This window comes from Cryobacterium sp. N22, assembly GCF_002929555.1.
In the GTDB taxonomy this organism is placed as follows: domain Bacteria; phylum Actinomycetota; class Actinomycetes; order Actinomycetales; family Microbacteriaceae; genus Cryobacterium.
Map to the genome: position 1 here is coordinate 26625 of NZ_PJJP01000020.1, position 24234 is coordinate 50858.

Sequence of the window (24234 nt, forward strand, 5' to 3'; positions counted from 1 at the left end):
GACCCTCACCTGGTTGCGCACAATTTCGGGTGAGTTGTCTACGGCGACTCTGAAACGACTCGAGGACACGCTGCCCTGGTATGGCGATATGCCACCAGGGCGGCGGTCCGCCGTCGGCCTGGTGGCCCAGGCCGGCATCACCTCCTTCATCTCCTGGTACGACGACCCGCGGTCGACACCGTGGATCGCGGCGGACGTCTTCGGCGCCGCCCCCAGGGAACTGCTCCGCTCGGTGAGCCTGCAGCAGACCCTGCAGCTGATCAGGGTCACCGTCGAGGTCGTCGAGGAACGCGTCAAGGACGGCTCGGAGACCCTCCGCGAGGCGATCCTGCTGTACTCCCGCGAAATAGCCTTCGGGGCCGCGGATGTCTATGCTCGCGCCGCCGAGGCCCGGGGACTCTGGGACGCCAGGCTCGAAGCGCTGGTGGTCGACTCCATCCTCAGCGGCGAGTACGACGACGAGCTGCCCAGCCGGATCGCGGCCCTCGGCTGGCACGGCCATGGTGAGGTCTGCGTGCTCGTCGGCACCACACCGAAAATGCTCGACGTCGACCAGCTGCGCCGGGCAGCCCGGCACATGACCGCCGATGTGCTCATCGGCGTGCAGGGCAACCGGCTGGTGCTGGTCATCGGCCGCGCCCACCCGGCCAATCCCGAGACCGACGAGGCCGGCGGCACGTCGGCGTCGCTCAGCTTCATGGAGATCGCCATGCAGCTCGAGCCCAGCTTCGGGCCCGGTCATCTTGTGCTCGGCCACGAGGTCCCCAACCTCGTTGACGCCTCCAAGAGCGCCAAGGCGGCCCTGGCCGGCTTCGCCGTGGCCCGTTCGTGGCGGAATGCGCCCCGGCCGGTGCAGGCGGACGATCTGCTCCCGGAGCGGGCACTGGCCGGCGATCCGCTCGCGCGGGCCACACTCATCCACCGGATCTACCGCCCCCTGCAGGCGCACTCCACCGAACTCCTCACCACCCTGTGGTGCTACCTGGACAACGGGCGGTCGCTCGAAGCGACGGCGCGTGAACTGTTCGTGCACCCCAATACCGTGCGCTACCGCCTCAAACGGGTGTCCGACGTGATCGGCTACGACGCGACCGGGGCCAGGGAGGCGCTCATCCTGCAGGCCGCGCTGATCATCGGTTCGATCAGCGACCACGACGGCTCGACCCGACGCCGCTGAGCCGCCGGCTCACCCCGCTGCGGGGCGATTTGCGTTTCTGGACAAACGTTCCGCGGATAGTCGGTAGATTACCCACACCCTCCGTTCATTCCTACTTGGGAGACTAAGGAAATGATTGTTGTCGTCTGTCCCGGTCAGGGCTCGCAAACGCCCGGATTCCTCGAACCGTGGCTGCAGAACCCGGCCTACGCCGAACAGCTCCGCACCATGTCGGAGCAGTCCTCGACCGACCTCGTCACCGCGGGAACGCTCGCCGACGCCGACACCATCCGCGACACCGCGATCGCCCAGCCGCTCATTGTGGCCGCCGGTCTCCTCGCCCTGACCGCCCTCTTCGCGGACGGCCGCCGCGCCGCCATCGGCGGCATCGCCGGTCACTCCGTCGGTGAGATCACCGCCGCTGCGGGCGCCGGAGTGCTCAGCAGCGCAGACGCGCTCACCTTCGTCGGGGAGCGTGGGCGCGCCATGAAGGCCGCCGCCGCCCTCACCCCCACCGGAATGAGCGCCGTCCTCGGCGGTGACGAGGCCGAACTCCTGGCCCGACTCGCCGACCTCGGCCTGGAACCGGCCAACTTCAACGGCGGCGGCCAGGTTGTGGTCGCCGGAGACCTCGACGCTCTCGCCGCCCTCGCCGCCGACCCGCCCGCCAAGAGCCGCATCGTGCCGTTGCAGGTCGCCGGTGCCTTCCACACCCGCCACATGCGCCCCGCCGTGGCCCACCTCGCCGACGTGGCGACCGGGCTGGACCCGCTGAGCCCGACCCTGCCGCTCTGGACGAATCACGACGGCAGCACGGTGACCGACGGGGCGCGTTTCGTCGACCTGCTCGTCGGCCAGGTCTCGTCGCCGGTACGGTGGGACCTGTGTATGCAGTCGTTTGCCGACGCCGGAGTGACCGGAATCATCGAGGTCGCACCGGCCGGCGCACTCGTCGGACTGGCCAAGCGCGCCCTGCGGGGCATCCCGAGCGTGGCCATCAAGACCCCCGACGACCTGCCCGCTGCGTACGACCTGATCGACCGCCAGGCCTGAATCAGCCAGAGTCGCCACCGGAAGAGACGAATGACCCAGCCACAACTCCTGCAGTCGCAGGGCGCCCAGTACACCCGAATTCTCGCCGTCGGCGCCGCCCGCGGTGACCTCATCGTTCCCAACGACGACATCGTCGGTCCGATCGACTCGTCCGACGAGTGGATTCAGCAGCGCACCGGAATCATCACCCGCACCAGGGCCAGCCAGGACGTCCAGGCCGTCGACCTCGCCACGACCGCCGCGCTCGAGGCCATCGAACGGTCCGGCATCGCCCCGGAACTGATCGACGCCATCATCATCGCCACCATCAGCAACGGCCGCCAGACGCCGTCGATGGCCGCCGTCGTCGCCGAGCGCATCGGTGCGATTCCCGCCGCCGCCTTCGACCTCAACGCCGCCTGCGCCGGCTACGCGTACGGGGTCGCCCAGGCGGATGCCCTCATCCGGTCAGGCGCCGCGCACTATGCCCTGGTCATCGGTGCGGAGAAGCTCTCCGACATGGTCGACCCGACCGACAGGAGCATCTCGTTCCTGCTCGGCGACGGCGCCGGCGCCGTTGTCATCGGCCCGAGCGACTACCCCGGCATCTCCGCCTCGGTGTGGGGCTCGGACGGGCGCGCTGATGCCGTGGGCATGAACGGCACCCTGCAGGAGTACCGTCGGGGCGAGAAGGAATGGCCGACGCTGCGCCAGGAGGGCCAGACCGTCTTCCGCTGGGCCGTCTGGGACATGGCGAAGATCGCCAAGCAGACCCTGGCCGCCGCCGGTATCACGGCCGACCAGCTCGCCGCCTTCATCCCGCACCAGGCGAACATGCGCATCGTCGACGAGTTCGCCAAGCAGCTCAAGCTGCCGGAGTCCGTCGTCATCGCGCGCGACATCGCCACGACCGGGAACACCTCGGCCGCGTCGATCCCCCTTGCCACCCACCGCCTGCTCGAGGAACACCCCGAACTCAGCGGTGGCCTAGCCCTCCAGATCGGCTTCGGAGCCGGCCTGGTTTACGGCGCGCAGGTCGTTGTGCTGCCGTAGCTTCCCTCTGTCCAACTAAACTGAGTCTCGGTCAAACGAGACACCCCCCAAGGAGAAACAACATGGCATTGTCCACCGAAGAAGTTCTTGCCGGCCTGGCCGAGCTCATCAACGACGAGACGGGCATCGCAACCGACACGGTTGAGCTGGACAAGTCGTTCACCGACGACCTGGACATCGATTCCATCTCGATGATGACCATCGTGGTCAACGCCGAGGAAAAGTTCGACGTCAAGATCCCCGACGAAGAGGTCAAGAACCTCAAGACCGTCGGCGACGCCGTCGAGTTCATCGTCAAGGCCCAGGACTAGGTCCACGCCCGAACGGGCCGGTTGGCTCTGCCAGCCGGCCCGTTCTCCAGGGACGCTCCACCCGGGGTTTCCACCTCGCTTCGCGCACGTTCTCACGGAGAGTCGTTGTTATGACCAAAAAAATCGTTGTCACCGGCCTCGGTGCCACCTCCCCCCTCGGCGGGAACGCCACCGACACCTGGAACGCCCTCCTCGCCGGCGAGTCCGGCGCCTCTACTCTCGACTACGAGTGGGTTGAGCGCACCGCGCTCCCCATCACCTTCGCCGCCCAGGCCAGGGTGCGCCCCGTCGACGTCCTGCCCCGCCAGGAAACCAAACGCCTCGACCCGTCCAGCCAGTTCGCCCTGATCGCCGGCCGCGAGGCCTGGGCCGACGCCGGCATGCCCGCCGTCGAACCCGAACGACTCGCCGTCGACTGGGCCACGGGCATCGGCGGAGTCTGGACTCTGCTCGACGCGTGGGACACCCTGCGTGAGCGTGGACCCCGCCGGGTTCTGCCCATGACCGTGCCCATGCTGATGCCCAACGGTCCCGGAGCAGCGATCGGCATGGACCTGCACGCCCGCGCCGGCATCACGACGGTCGTGTCCGCGTGTGCGTCCAGCACCGAGTCCCTCGTCAACGCGTACAACCGCCTGCAGGCCGGACTGGCCGACGTCGTCATCGCCGGTGGCTCAGAGGCGGCCATCCACCCGCTCCCGATCGCGTCCTTCGCGGCCATGCAGGCGCTCTCCAAGCGGAACGACTCCCCCGCCACCGCATCGCGCCCCTACGACGTCACCCGGGACGGCTTCGTGCTGGGCGAAGGCGCGGCAGCGCTCGTGATCGAAACCGAAGAACACGCCCTCGCCCGTGGCGCGCACATCTACGCCGAGCTCCTCGGCGGCTCCATCACGAGCGACGCGTATCACATCACGGCACCGGACCCCGAGGGTTCCGCCGCCGCCCGCGCCATGATCGCGACGATCCAGAACGCCGGCGCCGACCTGTCCGACGTGATGCACATCAACGCCCACGCCACGAGCACCCCGGTGGGCGACATCGCTGAGTACAACGCTCTCCGCCGCGTGTTCGGCGACCTCCTCGACGGCATCCCCGTCTCGGCGACCAAGGCGTCCACCGGCCACCTGCTCGGTGGTGCCGGTGCGATCGAGGCACTGTTCACGGTGAAGGCCCTGGCCGAGCGGATCCTGCCGCCGACCATCAACCTGACCGCGCAGGACCCCGCCATCCCGCTCGACGTGGTCACCTCGCCGCGTGCCCTGGGTGCCGGCGATCTGCTGGCCATCAGCAATTCGTTCGGCTTCGGCGGTCACAACGCCGTCGTCGCGTTCCGCTCGGTCTGATCGGCTGCGGGCGGGGCCCCGGTCCCGCCCGCACCGGCGGCTAGCCGACGTTGTGCAGCCAGACGACGCTGGAGAAGTCGCTGGCGTGCCGGTACGGCTCCAGCTCGTCATCCCAGGCCTGGCCCAACGCCCGCCGCAGCTCGCTGTGCAGGTGCACGGTGTCGGTTCCCGCTGCGTGGATGGCGGCGCGCAGCCGGTCCTCCGGCAGAACGACGTTCCCGGCGGTGTCAGTCTGGGCGAAGTGGATGCCCAAGGCCGGCGTGTGCAGCCAGCGGCCGCCATCCCGGCCCGGTCCCGGGTCCTCCGTCACCTCGAACCGCAGGTGATCCCAGCCCAGCAGGGCGGAGGCGATGGCCGCGCCGCAGCCCGCTGCCCCCTCCCAGAAGAACTCCGCACGCTGGGTGCCCGCGAGGGCGGGCTGTTCGCTCCAGTCGAAACTGACAGCCTCGTCGAGCGCGCTGCCGGCGGCCCACTCCACGTGGGGGCACAGGGCGCGCGGCGACGAGTGCACATACAAAACTCCCCGTGCAGCCGGTGACTGACGAGTTCGGGGTGCCGTCATAGTGTTCTCCGTTCCCTGGGTGGTGTTCGAGGTGCGTCTTCCCCAACGATCTCGAACGACTGAAACCAGGACCCGCGGAACACTATTCGGCGGCTAGCTGAATTATGCCCCACCCGGCCGGGAAATCCCAACGCCCGGTGCTTCTCTAATGTATATTCGGTATGGCTTTAGAGGTCGACCGCGACCGTCGCAGCCGCAGGCTGGAGGCTTCGTGTCGGTACGCAATTCGCTCCTCGCCATCCTCACCATGGGTCCGGCGTACGGCTTCCAACTGCACGGCGAACTGCTGACCCGAACCGCCGGCCGGCGTACGGTCAACGTGGGACAGATCTACAGCACCTTGGAACGCCTGGTCCGGCAGGGCTCCGTTGAAGCGGCGGGCCACACTGAGGACGGCCTCCCGTTGTACAGGCTCACCGACGACGGCCACGCCCAGGCTCTGCTGTGGCTGCAGGAGACCGACAGCGACTCCGGAGCCGACTGGAACGACATGCTGGACAGGGTGCTGATCGCCTCCTCCCTGCCGCACGTCGATCTCGGCCCGCTGCTGGCCGGATACCGAACCGCCTGGCTGCGGCGGCTGAACCGCGGCGGAGACCCCGGCGGGCCCCTCGCCGAATCCGGTCAGGAACAGTTGGCCACCGCGGCCCAGCTGCTCCAGGCCAGGGCAGCGCTGGCCTGGCTCGACACCGTGGCCTCCGTCGCGGATAGCCCTCCCGCGGACGAGGAACGCCGGCTGCACCGCGAGCTGCGCCTGCTGCGCCCCAAACGAGGCCGTCGGCCCAGCGTGTCGTCGTGAGCTATTTCGCGTCCGCGTAGCTGTCCACCACCACGCAGGTCAGCGGGAAGTCCACCGGGAAATCGCCGAACAGCAGTCGTCCCGCCGTGGACGCCGCCTCGGTGACGATGCGCGACACCTCGCCCGCCAGGGCCGCCGGGGTGTGCACAATGACCTCGTCGTGCAGGAAGAAGACCAGATGGGGTGTGTCCGCGAACGGGCTCGGAGGCGTCCGCGTACCCGCCCCTCCCCGTGCGGCCGGGCCCGGCGGGCCCGTCAGGGTCCGAAGCCCCTTTCTGATCTCCGCCATCCAGCACAGCGCCCACTCCGCGGCGCTGCCCTGCACGATGAAGTTGCGGGTGAACCGGCCCCAGTCCCTGGCCTGGCTCCGGGCCCGGCGTTCGTCGGCCGGGGATGCCCCGGCCTCCGACGCGCGCGCCTGGTCGTCCTGCCAGTCGACCCCTGGCCGGGGTGAGGACCGGCCCAGCCGGGTACTGACCACGTCGCCGCGCTCCCCCGCCCTGGCCGCCGCCTCGGTCAGGGCCAGCGCCCGCGGGTACGCGCGCGCCAGCCGGGGCAGCAGGCGGCCGCTTTCCCCGGACGTGGCGCCGTACATGGCGCCGAGCATGGCGACCTTCGCGTGAGCCCGGGTTTCCACCACGCCGCTCGCCACGATTCCGGCGTACAGGTCCGTCCCCCGACCGGCGGCGGCCATGGCGGTATCCGTCGACAGAGCGGCGAGAATCCGGGGCTCCAATTGAGCGGCGTCCGCCACCACGAAGCTCCAGCCGGGGTCGGCCACGACAGCTCCGCGAATCTGCTTCGGGAGCTGCAGCGCGCCTCCGCCGCGGGTCGCCCAGCGGCCGGTCACCACCCCGCCCGGCAGATACTCGGGGTGAAAGCGGTCGTCGATGATCCAGCTCTCCATCCAGAACCATCCGTTGGCGGCGAGCAGCCTGGACAGCTTCTTGTACCGCAGCAGGGGCTCGATGACGGGGTGTTCGAGTTTCTCCAACTCCCAGGCCCGGGTGGTCGCCACGGCCAGTCCAGCCCGGTTCAGCGCCCGGAGCAGGTCTGGCGGGGAATCCGGGTTGACCTCCCGGTCGCCCAGTTCGGTGCGGATACGCACCGCGAGTTCTTCCAGCCGCGCCGGCCGGATGCCCGCTGCTACCCGCGGACCCAGCTCGGCGGTGAGTAGGCTGTCGTGGATCGCGCTGCGCCACGGCAGTCCGGCGAACTGCATCTCGGCCGCGATCAGCGCGCCAACGGACTCCGCGGCCAGGAGCAGGCGCAACCGGCCGGGATCAGCCGAGGCTCGGACGGCCTGAAGCTGGGCTTGGAACTCCGCCAGGGCATCGTCATCGGCCGGCTCCGAACGGTCGTCCTCGGACACGCCCAGATCCATGTCGAACAGGGTGGTGCCGCGGGATTCGACGGGTGCGGCCGCGGCAGGCGCGTCCCAGCGGCTTGCCGGGGCGTTCGCCAGGGCGCTGCCGCCGGTCAGGGCCGAGTTGCGCAGGATGGCGTGGCACAGTCGGAGGTCGTGGCAGCGCTGCACCCTGATGCTCCCCCGCAACACGACGGGGTAGCTCCGCGCGGTGTCCTCCCAGACCCAGCGCACCCCGTCCTGGTCGCGTTCCTGCACCAGCGCACGGAACTGGGCGGTCGAGAGCACCCTGTCCACGCCCGCGGGGACGCCGGCGGAGTCCAGCTCCCTGACCCGGATCCGTTCCGAGGGCGAGCCGGTCACCAGGATGTACACAGTCTGTGCTTTCTCGTAGGGTGGACGGGACTTGAACCCGTGACCGTGCGGTTATGAGCCGCGTGCTCTAACCAGCTGAGCTACCACCCCGTGCCTGACCATAGTATCGGCCGGACGCCGCCCTTCAGTCGCGTCGGGGCGTGACGTCCAGGACCGGTGGGCGGGCAGCGGACGGATCCGGCTGAGCCGCGGCGTGAGCGTCCACTGTCGACTCGCCGCGGTAGAGGCGTTCGAACGTGTTCAGGGTGCGCTTGATGTCGTGTGCCTCGATCAGCTTCAGCGACTCGTGCTTGAGGGCGTCCAGCTCTTCGGGCGACCGGGTGAACACCCGGGTCAGTTTGTCCGCCAGGTCCTGGGCACTGCCCGGCTCGAACAGGTAACCGTTCTGCCCGTCGTGGACCAGGTGCGGCAGCGCCATCGCGTTCGCCGCCACGATCGGGAGACCGGAAGCCATGGCCTCCATGGTCGCAATGCTCTGCAGCTCCGCAATGGACGGCATCGCGAACACCGTGGCGCGCGAGTACGCCTCGCGCAGTTCCTCGTCGGTGACGTAGCCCGTGAAGGTGAACTGTGCGCTCAGGCCCAGCGATTCCACGAGGTGTTCCAGGTTGCGGCGCTGGTCGCCGCCGCCGACGATTTCGACCTGGGCATTCAGGCTCGCGTCCAGCAGGGCCACGGCCTGGACCAGGACGTCGATCTGCTTTTCACCGGTGACCCGGCCGACGAAGAGAATGCGGTTCTCGGTGCGCGGAGCGAAGCTGGGGGAATAGTTGTCGGCGTCGATTCCGCAGGAGATGGCCTGCACGCCCGCGAGTCCGGTGTACTTCTCCAGGAATTCCGCCGCCCGGCGGGTCGGCGTGGTGACGGCCTCAGCACGCTTGAAGGTGTGCTCAGCGTCTTTCCAGAGCGCCCTGACGAGCTGGTCCTGGAAACCCTTGGGAACGAGGGAGAACTGCAGCATGTTCTCGGGCATGAAGTGGTTGGTGCCGATGATGCGGATCCCGCGCTTCTGCGCCTCGATCGAGACACCGCGGCCCACGACGATGTGGGACTGGAAGTGCACGACATCGGGCTGGAAGGAGTCGAGGATGGCGCGGCTCTGCTTGCGCACGATCCACGGCAACGCAAAGCGGAGCCAGTCGTGCGGGCGCCACCGCCAGCTGTGCAGGCGGTGCACTGTCATCGATTCGCCCTCGTGCACCTCCGTCCAGGTGCCGTGCTTGCGGGTCGGAGCTGGAGCCATGATCTGCACCACGTGGCCGCGTCCGACCAGACCGGCGGCGAGCCGTTCCGCGAACCGGGCCGCACCGTTCACATCGGGCGCGAAAGTGTCGGCGGCGATGAGAACCCGGATGGGCCGGGTCGGGGCCGGCAGGGCCGGGTCGGACGAGGTGCCCGGTAAATCAGATGAAGCGCTCAAGTGGGATAGTCCCTACGTAGGTGGGCCGGGGATCAGCGTCCGGCGCGAAGTCTGGGTCTCAACGAATCTCGCCGTCGAGGTGTGCTAGCACCCTATTCTAAACCGCCTGGCCCACGGCAGCCCCCCAGACGCGGCGCGTTCACGAAAAGCACCGGTCAGCTCTGAGTTTGCGGATGGTACTTCGCGAGCCTGAAGACACCCCAGATCGCCACGGCCCCCGCGACGGCGAAAAGGGCTGCGGCCCAGGTCGGCGCCTGGGAGGCCTCCCCCAGCACGATCACGCCGATGCCGACGGCGATCATCGGGTCGATCACAGTCAGACCCGCGATGACCAGGTCGGGCGGACCTGACGAGTACGCGTTCTGCACGAAGTAGGCGCCTGAAGCCGCCGCGAGAAGCAGCCCGACGACGCAGACGAGGGTGAGCCACTCAAAATTGCCGTTCTGGATGCGGTTGATGATGACCTTGGCGAGAGTGGCCACGAATCCGTAGAGCACGCCGGCGCCGATGATGTAGAAGATCGCCTTGAACCGGGAGCGGAGCATCACGAACGCGACGGTGAAGGCGGCCAGGACCACCGCGAGGACTACCAGGATGGTGATCAGGTTCGCATCCGTCACGGGCTTGTCGACCGCCGTGAACGCGGCGACGGTGACGAACAGCCCGACCCCGCCGACACACATGGCGATCGCGATGACCGATGCCCGGTTGAGTTTGACGTGGCTCACCCTGGCGTTCAGGATCGCCGTGATGACCAGGGCCACAGCGCCGAGGGGCTGCACGACGATGAGGGGCGCGAACGCGAGGCTGGTGAGCTGGAAGGCGATGGCCAGGCCGAGCATCAGCGTGCCGAACACCCAGGAGGGCCGGGACAGCAACAGCACAAGCTGCCGGGTGTTGAGCCCGCCGGTGATTTCCCGGGTGTGCGCTTCCACCTTGGTCACGCCCCGGTGCTGGAATTGTGCGCCCAGGGAGAGGAAGACCGCGCCGATCAACGCGAGCGGAATTCCGATGGCCTGGCGCGGATCAATCGCGATCTCACCAGCCAGGTCTGTCAGGTCGGGAGTCACTCAACGAGACTATCGAGATCCATGCCGATATCCTTGCTGAATGGCCGTTCGACCGATAGTAATTTCAGGTGACCCCGTCCTGCACTCCCCCGCCGCGCCCGTCGTCGTGTTCGACGACGAGTTGCGCACGCTGGTGCAGGACATGTTCGAGACGATGGATGCCGCTCCCGGTGTCGGTCTCGCCGGACCCCAGGTGGGGGTCGGGCTGCGGCTGTTCACGTTCAGTTTCCTCGACGACGACGAGATCGAGACCCGGGGTGTCGCGATCAATCCGGAACTCTGGATCACCCCGGTGCCCGCAGGCGAGGCCGACGAAGACGAAGACGTCGAGGGGTGCCTGTCGTTTCCCGGCGAGCGGTTCCCCCTGCAGCGGGCAGGCTCAGCCGTGCTGCGCGCCGTTGACCTCGACCAGAAGCCGTTCGAGATCCGGGCCGAAGGCTGGCTGGCCCGTATCTTCCAGCACGAGTTCGACCACCTCGACGGCACCCTCTATGTGGACAGGCTCGAGCACTTCTACGCCAAGATCGCCGCCAAGGTGAGCCGGAAGCGCGGCTGGGGCGTGCCCGGCGTGACCTGGCTGCCCGGGGTGGACGACCTCGAGAGCTGACCGGGTCAGCGGCTCAGCGGGTCAGGTTGACGCCGTGCACGCCGTTGTGGAAACGCAGCGACGGGAAGACCGCTGAGACCGAGAAGCCGACCCCCGGCACGGTACCGGCATTGAAGATCCCGCCGAAGAGCTGGGCCCGTTCGCGCATCTGGGTGATCCCGGCGCCGGAGATGCTCTCGCTCAGGGCCTTGAGGTCGTCGTCGATCGTGTAGGCGGTCTTGGCGGCGAAATCTGAGGGCGAGGCGCTCTCCCGTCTGGCCGCGGCCCGGATGCCATCATCGTCGATGAGAAGCTGCAGGCCGTCCTGGGTCCAGGTGAATGACACTCGTGCCTCGGTGCCGACTCCGCCGTGTTTGAGCGCGTTGGCGAGGGCGCTCTGCAGGATGCGGTAGATGGCCAGCTCCGCCCCCGGCTTGAGCGGGAACCTGTCGCCGGACTCGGTGAAGCCGACGGCCAGGCCGGCATCGCGCATCACGCCGAAAAGGTTGCGGGCCGACTGCAGACCCGGCGCGTTGGTGGCGATGGCCTCGCCCTCCCTGGCGATGGTCAGGACCCGCCGCAGGTCGGCGAGTGTCACCCTGCCGTCCTCGACCAGGGCCGTCGCGGCGCGCACGGCCGTGGTCGGGTCGCTCTCGGCCGCGTAGCGTGCCCCCTCGGCCCGGGTGATGAGGCGCGCGAGTGACAGCACGGCGATGTCCTGCAGCTCCCGGATGATCGCGAGACGCCCGTGCTGCTCGGCAAGCGACAGCTCGAGGTCGATGCGCACGCGTTCGGCCGCCGACCTGGCGAAGCGGCTGCGGCGTTGCTGCGCAACGGCCAGCAGCCAGAGAACCATCAGGGCCGCGGCGAGCACGGCGAGAACAGCGCTGAGAATCTGCCAGGAGAACACAACCGCCACCTTTCGCATCTTTCGGGATCAGACTAGCGGCCGCGACCGCCAGAGGGCACAAAAAAGGCCACCGGGGGTGGAGCCCCTAGTGGCCTTTTCGCTCCCCGACTTGGACTCGAACCAAGAACCTGCGCATTAACAGTGCGCTGCTCTGCCAATTGAGCTATCGAGGAATGCATGCTCAGCGAGAGTTTCACTCGCTTGAACGGCGTAGTTACTTTACCAAAAGTTCGCCGTGCACCAAATCCGAGAGGACGGTCAGTACCCCGCGACGGGGTCGACGACCCCGACAAACGGCCCGTTTCCCAGCAAAGCGGCCACATTGAGCCGAATTCTCTCGGCGAGAAGCGGCGCGGTCATCTCGGGCGTGTCGGCCATGTGCGGCGTGATGAGGCATCGGGGCTCGCTCCAGAGCGGATGTCCGTCCGGCAGCGGTTCCGGGTCGGTGACGTCGATGGCCGCGCCCGCAAGCGTTCCGGCGGCCAGCGCGGCCACGAGCGCGTCGGTGTCGACGAGTGGTCCCCTGGCGATGTTCACCAGGTGGGCCGTCGGTGCCATCAGGGCGAGTTCGGCGGCACCGAGCAAGTGACGGGTGTCGCCGGTCAGCGCGGCGGCAACCACCACGATGTCGGCCAGGGGCAGTTCAGCGTTCAGCTGTCCCACCGGCACGGTGCGGGCGGCTCCCGGCACGGGCTCCGAGCTGCGGCGCACCACCACGATGCGGGTGCCGAACGGTTCGAGCAACCGGATCAGCTCCCGGGCGATGCCGCCGGCCCCGATGATCAGCACCGAGCGGCCGTAGAGCGACGCTCCGGCGGGCACCGTGTTCCAGGACCGAGCCCTGGCCCGCACGGGGAGCACCCTCAGCGACGCCAGGATCAAGGCCAGTGCGTGTTCGGCCACTGGTTGGGCGTAGGCCCCCTTGGCGCTGGTCACGAGCAGGTCATGCCGCTGATGCCGCGAGAGGACGTCGGCGAAGGCGTCGACACCGGCCCAGGGCAGCTGCACCCAGCCGATCTGGGGGTTCTCCGCCAGCACGTCACCGAGTTCAGCGGCCCTGGCGTATGACAGCCAGATGATGCCGCGGGTGTCCGGTGACAGCGGGGCCACGACTCCCCCGGCCGTTCCGACGGCATCGACGAACAGTGCCGTTTCCGCGGGCAGGATGGCCACGGCGCCGGGCGTCGGCCGCCAGGCGCCGGCGTCTCGCTCCGGCTCGTCGGAGAGTACGGCACGGTGTTGCCCGGTCATGCCTCTGAGTCCCGGTCCGTGTCGCCGGTGGAGTCGAACGCCGTGCTGTCCAGCGTCAGCGCCGCGGCGAGTTCGACGACGTAGGGATGCCAGGGGTTGTCGAAGACCTCGTCGATGGTGCCCAGTCCGACCAGGACGCCCTGGTGCATGACCCCGATCCTGTCGGCGACCCGTCGGAGCACGCTCAGGTCGTTGCTGATCAGCACCGCCGAGAATGCGCGTTCGCGTTGCAGTTCACCGATCAGGTCGATGACGTCGTCGCGCACCAGGGCATCCACACCCGCGGTGGGTTCGTCGGCGATGAGCAGCGCCGGGCCGAAGACCAGGGCCTTGGCCAGTGCCACGCGCTGGCGTTGGCCGCTGCTGAGTTCGTAGGGGTATTTGCCCAGCACCGAGAGCGGCAGTCGCACGGCGTCGACCATCGTCGCAACGAGAGTCTCCTGCGCGGCCTTGTTGTAGCGCCGGTCGCGTTCGAGAACGGGTTCGGCAACGATGTCGGCCACGGTGAGGCTGGCGGGGAGGGTGCTCGCGGCGTTCTGGGCGAGCATCCCCACGCCGAAGGTCAGCCTGGCGAGTTTGCGTCGGCTGATTCGTCGCAGCGGGTAGCCCAGCACCGTCGCCTGCCCGCCGGTGATCTGTGCGCGCACCTCACCGTGACCGGCCCCGGAGTCCGCCCCGGAGAGCACCCGGGCGATCGTGCTCTTGCCCGACCCGCTCTCGCCCAGCAGCCCGAGGACCTCCCCCCGGCCGAGGGTCAGGGTCAGGCCCCGCAGCGCCACGAAGGCGGGGCTGGCGCCGTGGGCGGCGTATTCGACGGTCAGGTCACTGGCAAGGATCGGATACGGATCTGCTTCGACGCGTCTCATGACTACTATCCTGCCGCACGCAGCCTCCGGAGTTCGTCCCGGCGCTTCGCCTGGGCGGCCGGATCGGGCACCGGCAGGGACGCGAGGAGGCGCTGGGTGTACGGGTCGCGAGGCGATCCGAGGACCTGGGCACCGGTGCCCTCCTCGACCAGGCGACCGTGGTAGAGCACGGCGATCCGGTCGGCGAGGATGTCCACAACAGCGAGGTCGTGGCTGATGAACAGGGCGGCGAAGCCGAATTCGCGTTGCAGTTCGGCGAAGAGTTCCAGCACCCTGGCCTGCACCGACACGTCCAGGGCCGAGGTCGGCTCGTCCGCGATCAGCAGGGCAGGTTCCAACGCCAGCGCCCTGGCCAGGCTGGCCCGCTGGCGCTGACCGCCGCTGAGCTCGTGGGGGAAGCGGTCACCGAAGGCCCGCGGCAGTTGTACGGCCTCGAGCAGTTCGTCGACCCGTGCTCGTGCGGCCCGCGGGTTCGCGGCCCGCCCGTGCACCACGAGCGGTTCGGCGACGCAGTCGGCGATGGTGAGCAGCGGGTTGAAACTGGAGGCCGGGTCCTGGAACACGAAGCCGATATCGCTGCGCAGGTGCTTGAACCGGCGCTCCTTGAAACCGTTCATCTCATGACCGAGAACGCTGAGGGACCCGTCGGTGACCCTGGTGAGGCCGGCGATGGCGCGGCCGATCGTGGTCTTGCCCGACCCGCTTTCCCCCACCAGGCCGAGAACCTCGCCAGGGCGGATCGAGAAGCTCACGCCGTCCACGGCCACGAAGCCCGGTCGGCCGAGCCTGCCGGGGTATTGGATACGCAGGTTGTCCGCGATGACGACGGGCGTTTGCGCGGCCCATTCCGGGCCACGGGCCTCGGCCCTCGCGGCCGCCCGCACGACCCCCTGGCCGACGTACGGCACCGCAGCGAGGAGCTTCTGGGTGTACGGATCCTGGGGTGAGGTGAAGAGCGTCTGAGCGTCGGCTTCCTCGACGACCTTGCCCTGGTACATCACCGCGACCCTGTCGGCGAGGTCGGCCACGACACCCATGTTGTGGGTGATCAGCACGATCGCGGTGCCGAACTCGTCGCGGCAGCGCCGGAGGAGGTCGAGGATCTCGGCCTGCACGGTGACGTCGAGTGCCGTCGTGGGTTCGTCGGCGACGATCAGGCCCGGTTCGAGGACCAGGGCCATGGCGATCACCACCCGTTGCTTCTGGCCGCCGGAGAACTGGTGCGGGTAGTAGTTGACCCGCACCTCCGGGTCGGGGATGCCGACCCTGCCGAGGATCTCGACGGCCTTCTTCTTGGCGTCGGCACGGCTGACCTTGCCGTGCGCCCTGATGCCCTCCATGATCTGCCAACCGACGGTGTACACGGGGTTCAGCGCCGTGGACGGCTCCTGGAACACCATGGAGACGTCGGTGCCACGCACCTGGCGCAGGCGCTGGCGGCTGAGCGCGATGACGTTGTTCTCGCTCGCCCCGTCCCTGCTGGTGAGGATCACGGCGCCCTCGGAGACCGCGGTCTCGGGCAGCAGCCCGAGGATGGTCTTGGCGGTCACGGTCTTGCCGCTGCCGCTCTCGCCGACGATCGCGAGGACCTCGCCGCGGCGCACGCTGAGACTGACCCCGTCGACGGCGCGCACAGCGCCGGCGTCGGTGGAGAAGGACACGCCGAGGTCGTCGATCCTGAGGACGGTCTGCGACCGTTCGGTGCGGATGTCGCTCATGAGATGGCCTCGCCGTCGCTCGGGTGGATGGGGGCGCTCTCGAGCCCGTCAAGACCGCCGGGACCGGCGGCCAGGGTACCGCCGGGGACCACGGAGGTCTCCGCGACCAGACCCGCGTTGGCGCCGACCGCGCGGCGGCCACGCAGCCGGGGGTCGGCCAGGTCGTTGAGGCTCTCCCCGACCAGGGTGATGCCCATCACCACCAGCACGATCGCCAGGCCGGGGAACAACGAGGTCCACCAGATTCCGCTGGACACGTCGGAAATCGCCTTGTTGAGGTCGTAGCCCCATTCGGACGCGGCGGTCGGTTCGATGCCGAAACCGAGGAACCCGAGTCCGGCGAGGGTGAGGATCGCCTCGGAGGAATTGAGGGTGAAGATCAGTGGCAGGGTGCGGGTGGCGTTGCGCAACACGTGCCGAACCATGATCCGGATGTTGCCGGAACCCAGCACGCGCGCGGATTCGACGTAGGCCTCCGATTTGATCCGCACGGTCTCGGCCCGGATCACCCTGAAGTACTGCGGAATGAACACCACGGTGATCGAGATGGCTGCCGCCATGACCCCGCCGACAAGGTCGGACTTGCCGCCGGAGATGACGATGGACATCACGATGGCCAGCAGCAGCGACGGGAACGCGTAGACGGCGTCGCAGACGACCACGAGCACGCGGTCGAGCCAGCCCCCGAAATACCCGGACACCAGGCCCAGGAACACGCCGGCGAAGATCGACAGCAGCACGGCGACCACGATCACGAACAGGGCCGTCTGGGCGCCCCAGAGCACCCTGGAGAGCACGTCGTAACCGCCGACCGTGGTGCCGAACAGGTGCGCGCCGCCTGGCGGCTGCTGGGCGCCGAAGACTCCGTCCGGACCGCGCAACTGGCTATAGCCGTACGGCGCGACCAACGGCGCCAGAATGGCGGTGAGCACAAAAAGCGTCGTGATGACCAGGCCCGCCACCAGCATCCCGCGCTGCAGGCCGACGCTCTGGTGGAGCTGGTGGATGATGGGCAGGCGGGCCAGGCGGCTCGGCTGGCGGGGCGGGGAATCGATCCGGGTCATGGTCAGTACCGCACTCTCGGGTCGATCAGCGCGGCGATGATGTCCACGATGAAGTTGGACAGGGCGACGATGACCGCGAGCAGGGCGACGATGCCCTGCACGGCGACGAAGTCCCTGGCCTGGAGGAATTCGGAGAGCATGAAGCCCAGGCCCTTCCACTCGAAGGTGGTCTCGGTCAGCACCGCGCCGCCGAGGAGCAGGGCGATCTGCAGTCCGATCACGGTGATGATCGGGATCAGTGCCGGCCGGTACGCGTGCTTCTGCACGAGCCTGAATTCGCTGACCCCGCGGGACCGGGCGGCGTCGACGTAGTCGGTGCCCAGGGTGCCGATCACGTTGGTGCGGACCAGGCGCAGGAAGACCCCGGCGGTCAGCAGCCCCAGTGCCAGGGCGGGCAGCACGGCGTGGGTCAGGACATCGACCAGGACCGCCGGGTTGCCGGTCTGGATGGCGTCGATGGTGTACAAACCGGTCTTGCCCGGCAGCAGCTGCATCTGCAGCTCCGAACTCGTCGATGCCCGGCCTGCGACAGGCAGGACCTTCAACCAGACGGCGAAAATGAGCTTGAAGAGCAGCCCGGAGAAGAACACCGGGGTGGCGTAGCAGAGGATGGCGAAGATTCGCAGCGACGCGTCCGGCGACTTGTCTCGCCAGTATGCGGCGACCATGCCCAGCGGGATCCCGACGATGAAGGCCACCAGCAGGGCGTAGAACGCCAGCTCGGCGGTGGCGGCGCCGTAGGTGAGAAGCACCTCGGAGACCGGCCGGTTGGTGCTGATCGTGGTGCCGAAGTTGCCCGTGAAGATCTGGCCGAGGTACTCGACGTACTGCACCAGGATGGGCCTGTCGTAGCCGGCCGCGGCAACCCGCTCAGCGAGCTGGTCGGCGCTCAGCCGGCCGCCGAGGGCCGCGGTGATCGGGTCACCCGTGGTGCGCATCAGCCAGAACACCATGGAGACCAGGATGAAGATCGTCGGGAAGATCAGCAGGAAGCGGATCACGATGTAGCGGATGATTCCGCCGCCGGAACCCTTCTTCTTCGGTGCCGTCGTGGTGGGCGCTCGCCCGGCCGCCGGGGCCGCTGGCGTTGTCGCTACAGTCGTCATTCCTACCTCACTCGTGCAAAACGAAAGACGGGGGCGTTCGGCGAGTAGTCGCCTGAACGCCCCCGTCGTCTAGCTAGGTGAAACCTGTGAACCTAGCCCTTGGCGAGGGCCGCGTAGCGGAACTTGAACGACGCGTCGAGCGTGTCGCTGGCTCCGGTGACCGTCTTACCGGTCACGGCGACCTGCGCGCCCTGGAGCAGGGGCACCGTCGACAGCTGGGCTGCGACCTTGTCCTGGATCTGTTCGAGGAGAGCGGTGCGCGCGGCGGGGTCGACGGTCACGGCCTGCTGAAGGATCAGGTCGTTGACCTCCTGGTCGACGAAGTGATTCTTCAGGAAGTTCTCCGTGAGGAAGAACGGCGTCAGGTAGTTGTCAGCGTCGGAGTAGTCCGGGAACCAGCCGAGCTGGTACGCGGGGTAGACGTCGCTGGAGCGGTCCTTGGAGTACTGCACCCACTCGGTGGTCTGCAGGTTCACCGTGAACAGTCCGCTGGACTCCAGCTGGTCCTTGATCAGCGCGTATTCGTCGCCGGACGAGGGCCCGTAGTGGTCGTTGCTGTACTGCAGGTTGAGCTCGACGGGCTCGGTGATGCCGGCGGCCGTGAGCGTCGCCGCGGCCTTGTCGGCATCCGGAGCGCCGTTGCCGTCGCCGTAGAGGCCCTTGAGGGACTCGGTCGCGCCGGTCAGGCCGGCCGGAACGTAGGAGTACAGCGGGGTGTATGTGCCCTTGTACACCTGGTCGGCGATCTCTTCACGGTCGACGAGGTCGGCGACGGCCTGGCGCACGGCGAGGGACTTGGCCGCATCGGCGTCGGCTGTGGTGGCGCCGAACGGCTGGGTGTCGAAGTTGAAGGTGATGTAGCGGATCTCTCCGCCGGGACCGTCGACGACCTCGACGTTGTCGTTGCCGCGAAGGTCGTCGATGTCCGTCGCGCTCAGGCTGCGGAACGCCACATCGATGCCGCCCTCCTGCACCTCCAGCTTGAGGTTCGACGAGTCGGCGAAGTACTTGACGTTCACGACGTCGGTCTTCGCCGCGCCGAGGAGACCCTCGTAGTCGGGGTTGGCCTTGTAGCCGATGAGGTTGTTGAAGTCGTAGCTGGTGATCACGTACTGGCCGGCGAACGCGTTGGCCTTGACGATGTCGTCGTCGCTGGTGAGCTCGGTGGCCGAGAAGGACTCTTCGTCGACGATCGGGCCGGCCGGGCTGGACAGGATCTGCGGGAAGATCTGGTCGTCGGGGGCGAGCAGGTTGAACACCACGGTGGTGTCGTCGGGGGTGTCGACGCTCTCCAGGTTGTACAGCAACGAGGAGGGGCCGTTGTCGGCGGCAATCGCCAACTGGCGGTCGAAGGAGAACTTGACGTCGGAGGAGGTCAGTGTGTTGCCGTTGGCCCAGACCAGGTCTGGCTTGAGGGTGACCGTGTACTGCGTCGGCGCGGTGAACTCGGCGGAGACCGCGATGTCGGGCTCCACGTCGGGGCTGCCGTATGGGGTGTTCATGAGGAACGGGAAAACCTGGTTCTGCACGGCGAACGAGCCGTTGTCGTACGAACCGGCCGGGTCAAGGGTGGTGACCTTGTCGGTGGTGCCGATGGTGAGCGGAGCGGCGCCCGGCTCCTCGGCGGTGGAGCCTGCACAGCCGGCGAGCACGAGTGCTGCGGCGGCGAGACCGGCGGTGACGCCGACGGCGCGGCCGCGCCTGGTGGGTTCAAAAGCCATAGTCGAATGCCTCTTCCTCAAGGTGTGGATGTCTTGGTGAATCCGAGTATCTGCGTCCAGACGCAGATATGCGTTGCTGTAAACCAAGAATTAGCACACTCTGCGCGTCAGACGACCATTTTTTTATGCATCTTAATAGACCCGCAATATAGGCCGGCTACTCCACGCGGAGGTTGCGCCGTTCCGCTTCGACCCGCACGAGCTCACGCTGGATCGCGACATACACCTCGCGGTTGGTCGCATCGGCCCGTTGCAGGCGGCCGAGGAGTTCCGCTTTCTGCCGCAGCAGATCCTTCTCAATCAGCACGATGGTGATATCGCGCACGTAGCGGGTGACCTCGCGCTCGGTGCGCTCCGGCAGCGGGGCCACCGCCAGTTCGGTGACCAGGTTCGCCAGCGGAGCCGGGGTCTCCTGGACGACCCGTTCCAGCCAGTCCGGCGCGGCGGCGTGCGGCAGGGCGGCGGCCACGGCGTCCCGGACCACGGCGAGGGTGCTGTTGGTCATACCCGTCGACACCGCACGCTGCACGAGGTCGAGGCCCACGAGGGTGGGATGCTGCAGCATCGCCATCAGCGCGTCGCGCTCGATCCGGGTGACCGGGTCCTGGGGCAGGTCGGCGAGGGCGAAGAGCCGCTCGCGTGGGGCGGCTGCCGGCTCCCCCGCGCGGCGCGGCGCTTCGACCGGAGCGGTGCGGGACCTGGCCTGGGCCGCGCTCACGGCGCGGGACACCTCACCGAGGTCCATGCCCAGCATGCGGGAGAGTTCGTGGGTGTACCCCGGTCGCAGTGACGGGTCCCGGATGTCGCTGACCACCGGGGCGGCCGCGCGCAGGGCGGAGACCCGGCCTTCGACGGTGTCAAGGTTGTACTGGGCCAGGAGCTGGCGGATCATGAATTCGAACATGGGCTTCTTGGAGTCGACCAGACGACGTACCGCGTCGTCCCCGCGGTGCAGCCGCAGGTCGCACGGGTCGAGCCCTTCCGGGGCGACGGCCACGAAGGTCTGGGCGCTGAACCGTTGCTCCTCGGCGAAGGCGCGCACGGCGGCCTTCTGGCCGGCGGCGTCGGGGTCGAAGGTGAAGACGACCTCGCCGACGCCGCTGTCGTCGCCGAGCACCCGGCGCAAGACCTTGATGTGGTCCACACCGAACGAGGTCCCGCAGGTGGCCACGGCCGTGGTCACACCCGCCAGGTGGCAGGCCATCACGTCGGTGTAGCCCTCGACGACCACGACTTGGTGGTTACGAGAGATGTCACGCTTGGCCAGGTCCAGGCCGTAGAGGACCTGGGCCTTGTGGTAGATCGGGGTTTCGGGTGTGTTGAGGTATTTGGGGCCCTTGTCGTCTTCGAGCAGCTTGCGTGCGCCGAAGCCGATGGTCTGCCCGGTGATGTCACGGATCGGCCAGACCAGACGGCCGCGGAACCTGTCGTAGATCCCCCGGTCCCCGGCCGAGACCAGGCCGGAGAGGGTCAGTTCCTCGGTGCTGAAGCCACGGCCGCGCAGATGTTTGGTCAGTTCGTCCCAGCTTTTCGGCGCAAAACCGACGCCGAAGCGTTCGGCGGCCTGGGCATCGAAGCCACGGTCGCCGAGGAAGGTGCGGCCGACCTGGGCCCCCGGGCTGCCGAGTTTGTCGATGAAGAACTCGGCGGCGGCCTGGTTGGCCGCGTACAGCCGGGCCCGGTTGGTGTGGTCGGGGGCCTCGGCGCCGCCGCCCTCGTAGTGCAGCTCGATGCCGGCCCGGCCGGCCAACCGTTCGACGGCCTCGCTGAAGCTGACGTGGTCCATCTTCTGCAGGAAGGAGTAGACGTCGCCGCTCTCTCCGCAGCCGAAGCAGTGGTAGAAGCCGACCTGCGGGCGCACATGAAAACTGGGGCTGCGTTCGTCGTGGAACGGGCACAGTCCCTTCATCGAACCGACCCCGGCCGACTTGAGGCTGACATAGTCACTGACGATGTCGGCGATGTTGGTGCGGGCCTTGACCTCTTCGACGTCGCCCTGCCGGATCAGTCCTGCCATGCCGCACCCGTCCCGAGCTTGATCCCGGCGGGTTCACGGGTCAGGTGGAGCCGGCGCTGCAGGGCGATCGCGCTCTGATCGGTGAGGCTGGCGACCTGGTCCACGATCACGCGTTTGCGCCCCGCGTCGTCCGCAGCGCCAACCCAATCCTCCCGGAAGCCGGGGTCGAGGTGCTCGTCCCCGGTGGCCAGCAGGGTGTCGGCCAGGTAGGTGAGCGTCTCGCGTTGCTCGACGTAGATCGGCTGGCGCACGTGGGTGGACATGACGAACGCGGCGACGATGCCCTTCAGCACACCGATCTCCGCCTGCACTTCGCGCGGTACGACCACGTGGGCGGCGAAACGGATGAGGTGCCGGTCGGGGTAGGCGGCCCTGGTGGCCGAGACGGCCGCGCCGCTGAACCGTCCGATGAGCTGGCTGGTCAGGTTCTTCAGTCGGCCCTGGTCCCGGCGGCCGGCGCTCCAGCTGTGCAGCCACACGTCGAGGGCGTCGAGTCTGTCGAAAGCGGCGATGAGTTCGTCGTGGCTGAACTGCCCGCCGGTCCACTCGTACATCGAGGTGACCAGGGCGGCGTGGTCGCTGCGGCTGCTGAGCAGTTCCACGTCGAGGTAGCCGCTGACCACGGCGTCCTCGAAGTCGTGCACAGAGTAGGCGATGTCGTCGGAGAGGTCCATCACCTGCGCTTCGACGCAGAGCTGGCGTTCCGGTGCCCCGGCGCGCAGCCATTCGAAGGCGGCGCGGTCGTCCTCGTAGAAGCCGAATTTGGCGCGCCCGCTCGGGTCGGCCACCGAGGAGTCGGCGGCCCACGGGTATTTGCAACTGGCGTCGAGGCTGGCGCGGGTGAGGTTCAGCCCGAAGGTCGCGCCGTTGTCACCGAAAACCTTGGGTTCGAGCCGGCTGAGCAGGCGCAGGGTCTGCGCGTTTCCCTCGAAGCCGCCGATGTCGGCGGCCCAGGTGTTGAGCGCCTTCTCACCGTTGTGACCGAACGGCGGATGACCGATGTCGTGCGCCAGGCACGCCGTGTCGACGATGTCGGGGTCCAGGGCCAGGCGGAGCGCGAGTTCCCGGCCGATCTGGGCGACCTCGAGCGAGTGCGTGAGGCGGTTGCGGGCGAAGTCCAGACCGGCGGCGGGGCTGAGCACCTGGGTCTTCGCGGCCAGGCGGCGCAGGGCGCTGGAGTGCAGCAGCCGCGCCCTGTCGCGGGCGAAGTCGCTGCGACTGGAGTCGTGCTCTTCAGGGCGGAACCTGGCCTCGTCGTGAACGCTGTATCCGGTCTGATTAACCACCGCTGGTGTCCCCCTCGCCCTCGGTGAGATTGTTGCGCTCTGCGCCGACGATGTCGCGGGAGTCGAGCCAGCGTTCGGGCAGAGCGGTCTTCTTGGGGCTGCCGGCCCGGCCGCGCTGGCCCTCGGCCCCGATGCCGGGGTACGGCTGGTCGGGGTCCATGGTCGCCAGGAGCTCGTCCAGCTGCTCGAGCGACACGACGGAGGCCAGGCTGGCGCGGAGGTCGCCGCCGACCGGGTAGCCCTTGAAGTACCAGGCCACGTGCTTGCGCACGTCGCGGCAGGCCCGTTCCTCGCTGTCGAAGAACTCGGTGAGCAGTTCGGCGTGCCGGCGGAACGCATCCGCGACCTGCCCCAGGGTGGGTTCGGCCTTGACCACTTCGCCGCGGAACGCCGCAGCGAGGTCGCCGAACAGCCACGGGCGGCCGAGGCAGCCGCGCCCGACGACGACGCCGTCGCAGCCGGTCTCCTCGACCATGCGGAGGGCGTCGGCGGCCGACCAGATGTCGCCGTTGCCGAGCACGGGCACGCTGGTGATGGTGTCCTTGAGGGTCTTGATGGCGGCCCAGTCGGCGTGGCCGGAGTAGTAGTCCGCCGCGGTGCGGGCGTGCAGCGCGATGGCGGACACCCCGGCGCCCTCGGCGACACGACCGGCCTCGAGGTAGGTGAGGTGGTCGGAGTCGATGCCCTTTCGCATCTTGACGGTCAGCGGAATCGTCCCCGCGGCCGTGACGGCGGCTTCGACGATCTCCCGGAACAGGGTGATCTTCCAGGGCAGCGCCGCTCCCCCGCCCTTGCGGGTGACCTTGGGCACCGGGCAGCCGAAGTTCAGGTCGATGTGGTCGGCGCGGTCCTCGGCGACGAGCATGGTGACGGCCTCTGAGACCGTCTTCGGGTCGACGCCGTAGAGCTGGATGGAGCGGGTCTTCTCGCTCTCGTGGTGCGTGATCAGCCGCATCGACTCCGGTGTGCGTTCGACGAGCGCCCGTGAGGTGATCATTTCGCTCACGTAGAGTCCGGCGCCGTATTCGCGGCAGAGCCGACGGAACGCCGTGTTGGTGATGCCGGCCATGGGTGCCAGCACCACGGGCACATCGAGTTCGATGTCGCCGATTCGAAGCGGGGACACCGGGCTGATCGTGGAAGTGGGAGTGTTCATCTCATCCAATTCTCCCAGACCTGGCCGGGCATGGACGCCACGCGCGGCCGGCGGTGGCGAAGG

The 24234-nt window shown here is 68.4% G+C and carries 21 protein-coding genes and 2 tRNA genes; 7 read left to right on the forward strand and 16 right to left on the reverse strand.

Translation table 11 applies throughout. The features are described from left to right. Nucleotides 1-13: 13 nt before the first annotated feature. The 5 genes from CXY76_RS02380 (at nucleotide 14) to CXY76_RS02400 (ending at nucleotide 4898) form a co-directional block, all read left to right on the forward strand. The gene (locus tag CXY76_RS02380) at nucleotides 14-1177 is read left to right on the forward strand and encodes a CdaR family transcriptional regulator (RefSeq protein ID WP_199190178.1); all 1164 of its coding nucleotides are present in this window, start codon (nucleotides 14-16) and stop codon (nucleotides 1175-1177) included. 111 nt (nucleotides 1178-1288) lie between these two features. Then, complete coding sequence (locus tag CXY76_RS02385) at nucleotides 1289-2209, forward strand: ACP S-malonyltransferase (protein WP_104162675.1); 921 nt, start codon at nucleotides 1289-1291, stop codon at nucleotides 2207-2209. 30 nt (nucleotides 2210-2239) lie between these two features. Continuing rightward, nucleotides 2240-3241: a beta-ketoacyl-ACP synthase III gene (locus CXY76_RS02390; RefSeq protein ID WP_104162676.1), complete on the forward strand. Its 1002-nt coding sequence runs from the start codon at nucleotides 2240-2242 to the stop codon at nucleotides 3239-3241. A gap of 62 nt (nucleotides 3242-3303) precedes the next feature. Further along, the gene (locus CXY76_RS02395) at nucleotides 3304-3552 is read left to right on the forward strand and encodes an acyl carrier protein (RefSeq protein WP_022883990.1); all 249 of its coding nucleotides are present in this window, start codon (nucleotides 3304-3306) and stop codon (nucleotides 3550-3552) included. Between the two features lie 110 nt (nucleotides 3553-3662). Continuing rightward, nucleotides 3663-4898, forward strand: coding sequence for a beta-ketoacyl synthase (locus tag CXY76_RS02400; protein WP_104162677.1), 1236 nt, complete (start codon nucleotides 3663-3665; stop codon nucleotides 4896-4898). Nucleotides 4899-4938: 40 nt separating this feature from the next. On the opposite strand, the gene CXY76_RS02405 is transcribed toward CXY76_RS02400, so the two are convergent. Continuing rightward, complete coding sequence (locus CXY76_RS02405; RefSeq protein WP_104162678.1) at nucleotides 4939-5460, reverse strand: DUF3145 family protein; 522 nt, start codon at nucleotides 5458-5460, stop codon at nucleotides 4939-4941. A 211-nt stretch (nucleotides 5461-5671) separates the two neighbouring features. Between CXY76_RS02405 and CXY76_RS19500 the strand changes: the two genes are divergently transcribed. Beyond that, nucleotides 5672-6259, forward strand: a complete 588-nt coding sequence (locus CXY76_RS19500) for a PadR family transcriptional regulator (protein WP_199190179.1) — start codon at nucleotides 5672-5674, stop codon at nucleotides 6257-6259. A 1-nt stretch (nucleotide 6260) separates the two neighbouring features. Here the strand turns inward: CXY76_RS19500 and CXY76_RS02415 are convergent, their stop codons facing one another. The 4 genes from CXY76_RS02415 to CXY76_RS02430 all read right to left on the reverse strand — a co-directional run bounded on the left by CXY76_RS02415 (nucleotide 6261) and on the right by CXY76_RS02430 (nucleotide 10490). Next, nucleotides 6261-8000, reverse strand: coding sequence for a bifunctional 3'-5' exonuclease/DNA polymerase (locus CXY76_RS02415; RefSeq protein ID WP_104162679.1), 1740 nt, complete (start codon nucleotides 7998-8000; stop codon nucleotides 6261-6263). A gap of 16 nt (nucleotides 8001-8016) precedes the next feature. After that, nucleotides 8017-8090: transfer RNA gene (locus CXY76_RS02420), tRNA-Ile, on the reverse strand. Between the two features lie 34 nt (nucleotides 8091-8124). After that, nucleotides 8125-9420 (reverse strand): glycosyltransferase, encoded by a 1296-nt coding sequence (locus tag CXY76_RS02425; protein WP_233199518.1) that lies wholly within the window; start codon nucleotides 9418-9420, stop codon nucleotides 8125-8127. Between the two features lie 155 nt (nucleotides 9421-9575). Beyond that, the gene (locus CXY76_RS02430) at nucleotides 9576-10490 is read right to left on the reverse strand and encodes a DMT family transporter (protein ID WP_104162680.1); all 915 of its coding nucleotides are present in this window, start codon (nucleotides 10488-10490) and stop codon (nucleotides 9576-9578) included. 40 nt (nucleotides 10491-10530) lie between these two features. Here CXY76_RS02430 and def point away from each other — a divergent pair, with 40 nt between their 5' ends. Continuing rightward, nucleotides 10531-11097 carry a peptide deformylase gene (gene def / locus CXY76_RS02435; RefSeq protein ID WP_104162681.1) on the forward strand — a complete coding sequence of 189 codons (567 nt, stop codon included), beginning with the start codon at nucleotides 10531-10533 and terminating at the stop codon, nucleotides 11095-11097. A gap of 13 nt (nucleotides 11098-11110) precedes the next feature. Here def and CXY76_RS02440 read toward each other — a convergent pair whose 3' ends face one another. The 11 genes from CXY76_RS02440 to dusB form a co-directional block, all read right to left on the reverse strand. Beyond that, complete coding sequence (locus CXY76_RS02440) at nucleotides 11111-11986, reverse strand: sensor histidine kinase (protein ID WP_233199519.1); 876 nt, start codon at nucleotides 11984-11986, stop codon at nucleotides 11111-11113. 100 nt (nucleotides 11987-12086) lie between these two features. Beyond that, nucleotides 12087-12159 (reverse strand) — tRNA-Asn (locus tag CXY76_RS02445). A gap of 85 nt (nucleotides 12160-12244) precedes the next feature. Continuing rightward, nucleotides 12245-13237 carry a D-isomer specific 2-hydroxyacid dehydrogenase family protein gene (locus CXY76_RS02450; RefSeq protein ID WP_104162683.1) on the reverse strand — a complete coding sequence of 331 codons (993 nt, stop codon included), beginning with the start codon at nucleotides 13235-13237 and terminating at the stop codon, nucleotides 12245-12247. After that, on the reverse strand, nucleotides 13234-14103 hold the full coding sequence (locus CXY76_RS02455) for an ATP-binding cassette domain-containing protein (RefSeq protein ID WP_104162684.1): 870 nt from the start codon (nucleotides 14101-14103) through the stop codon (nucleotides 13234-13236). Before CXY76_RS02455 ends, CXY76_RS02450 begins: the two co-directional genes overlap by 4 nt. Before the next feature lie 5 nt (nucleotides 14104-14108). Further along, nucleotides 14109-15821, reverse strand: a complete 1713-nt coding sequence (locus CXY76_RS02460) for an ABC transporter ATP-binding protein (RefSeq protein WP_104162685.1) — start codon at nucleotides 15819-15821, stop codon at nucleotides 14109-14111. Continuing rightward, complete coding sequence (locus tag CXY76_RS02465; RefSeq protein WP_104162686.1) at nucleotides 15818-16885, reverse strand: ABC transporter permease; 1068 nt, start codon at nucleotides 16883-16885, stop codon at nucleotides 15818-15820. The genes CXY76_RS02460 and CXY76_RS02465 overlap by 4 nt, the downstream gene beginning before the upstream one ends. A 2-nt stretch (nucleotides 16886-16887) precedes the next feature. Further along, a complete protein-coding gene (locus CXY76_RS02470) occupies nucleotides 16888-17991 on the reverse strand; it encodes an ABC transporter permease (protein WP_104162687.1) in 1104 nt (367 codons plus the stop codon). Between the two features lie 92 nt (nucleotides 17992-18083). Continuing rightward, complete coding sequence (locus tag CXY76_RS02475; RefSeq protein WP_104162688.1) at nucleotides 18084-19712, reverse strand: ABC transporter substrate-binding protein; 1629 nt, start codon at nucleotides 19710-19712, stop codon at nucleotides 18084-18086. A 157-nt stretch (nucleotides 19713-19869) separates the two neighbouring features. Then, a complete protein-coding gene (dnaG, locus tag CXY76_RS02480; protein WP_104162689.1) occupies nucleotides 19870-21729 on the reverse strand; it encodes a DNA primase in 1860 nt (619 codons plus the stop codon). Beyond that, entirely contained in the window at nucleotides 21717-23015 is a 1299-nt protein-coding gene (locus CXY76_RS02485; protein ID WP_233199520.1) for a deoxyguanosinetriphosphate triphosphohydrolase, read from the reverse strand. Before CXY76_RS02485 ends, dnaG begins: the two co-directional genes overlap by 13 nt. Continuing rightward, a complete protein-coding gene (dusB, locus tag CXY76_RS19590; RefSeq protein ID WP_158253820.1) occupies nucleotides 23008-24171 on the reverse strand; it encodes a tRNA dihydrouridine synthase DusB in 1164 nt (387 codons plus the stop codon). The genes CXY76_RS02485 and dusB overlap by 8 nt, the downstream gene beginning before the upstream one ends. Between the last annotated feature and the right edge of the window lie 63 nt (nucleotides 24172-24234).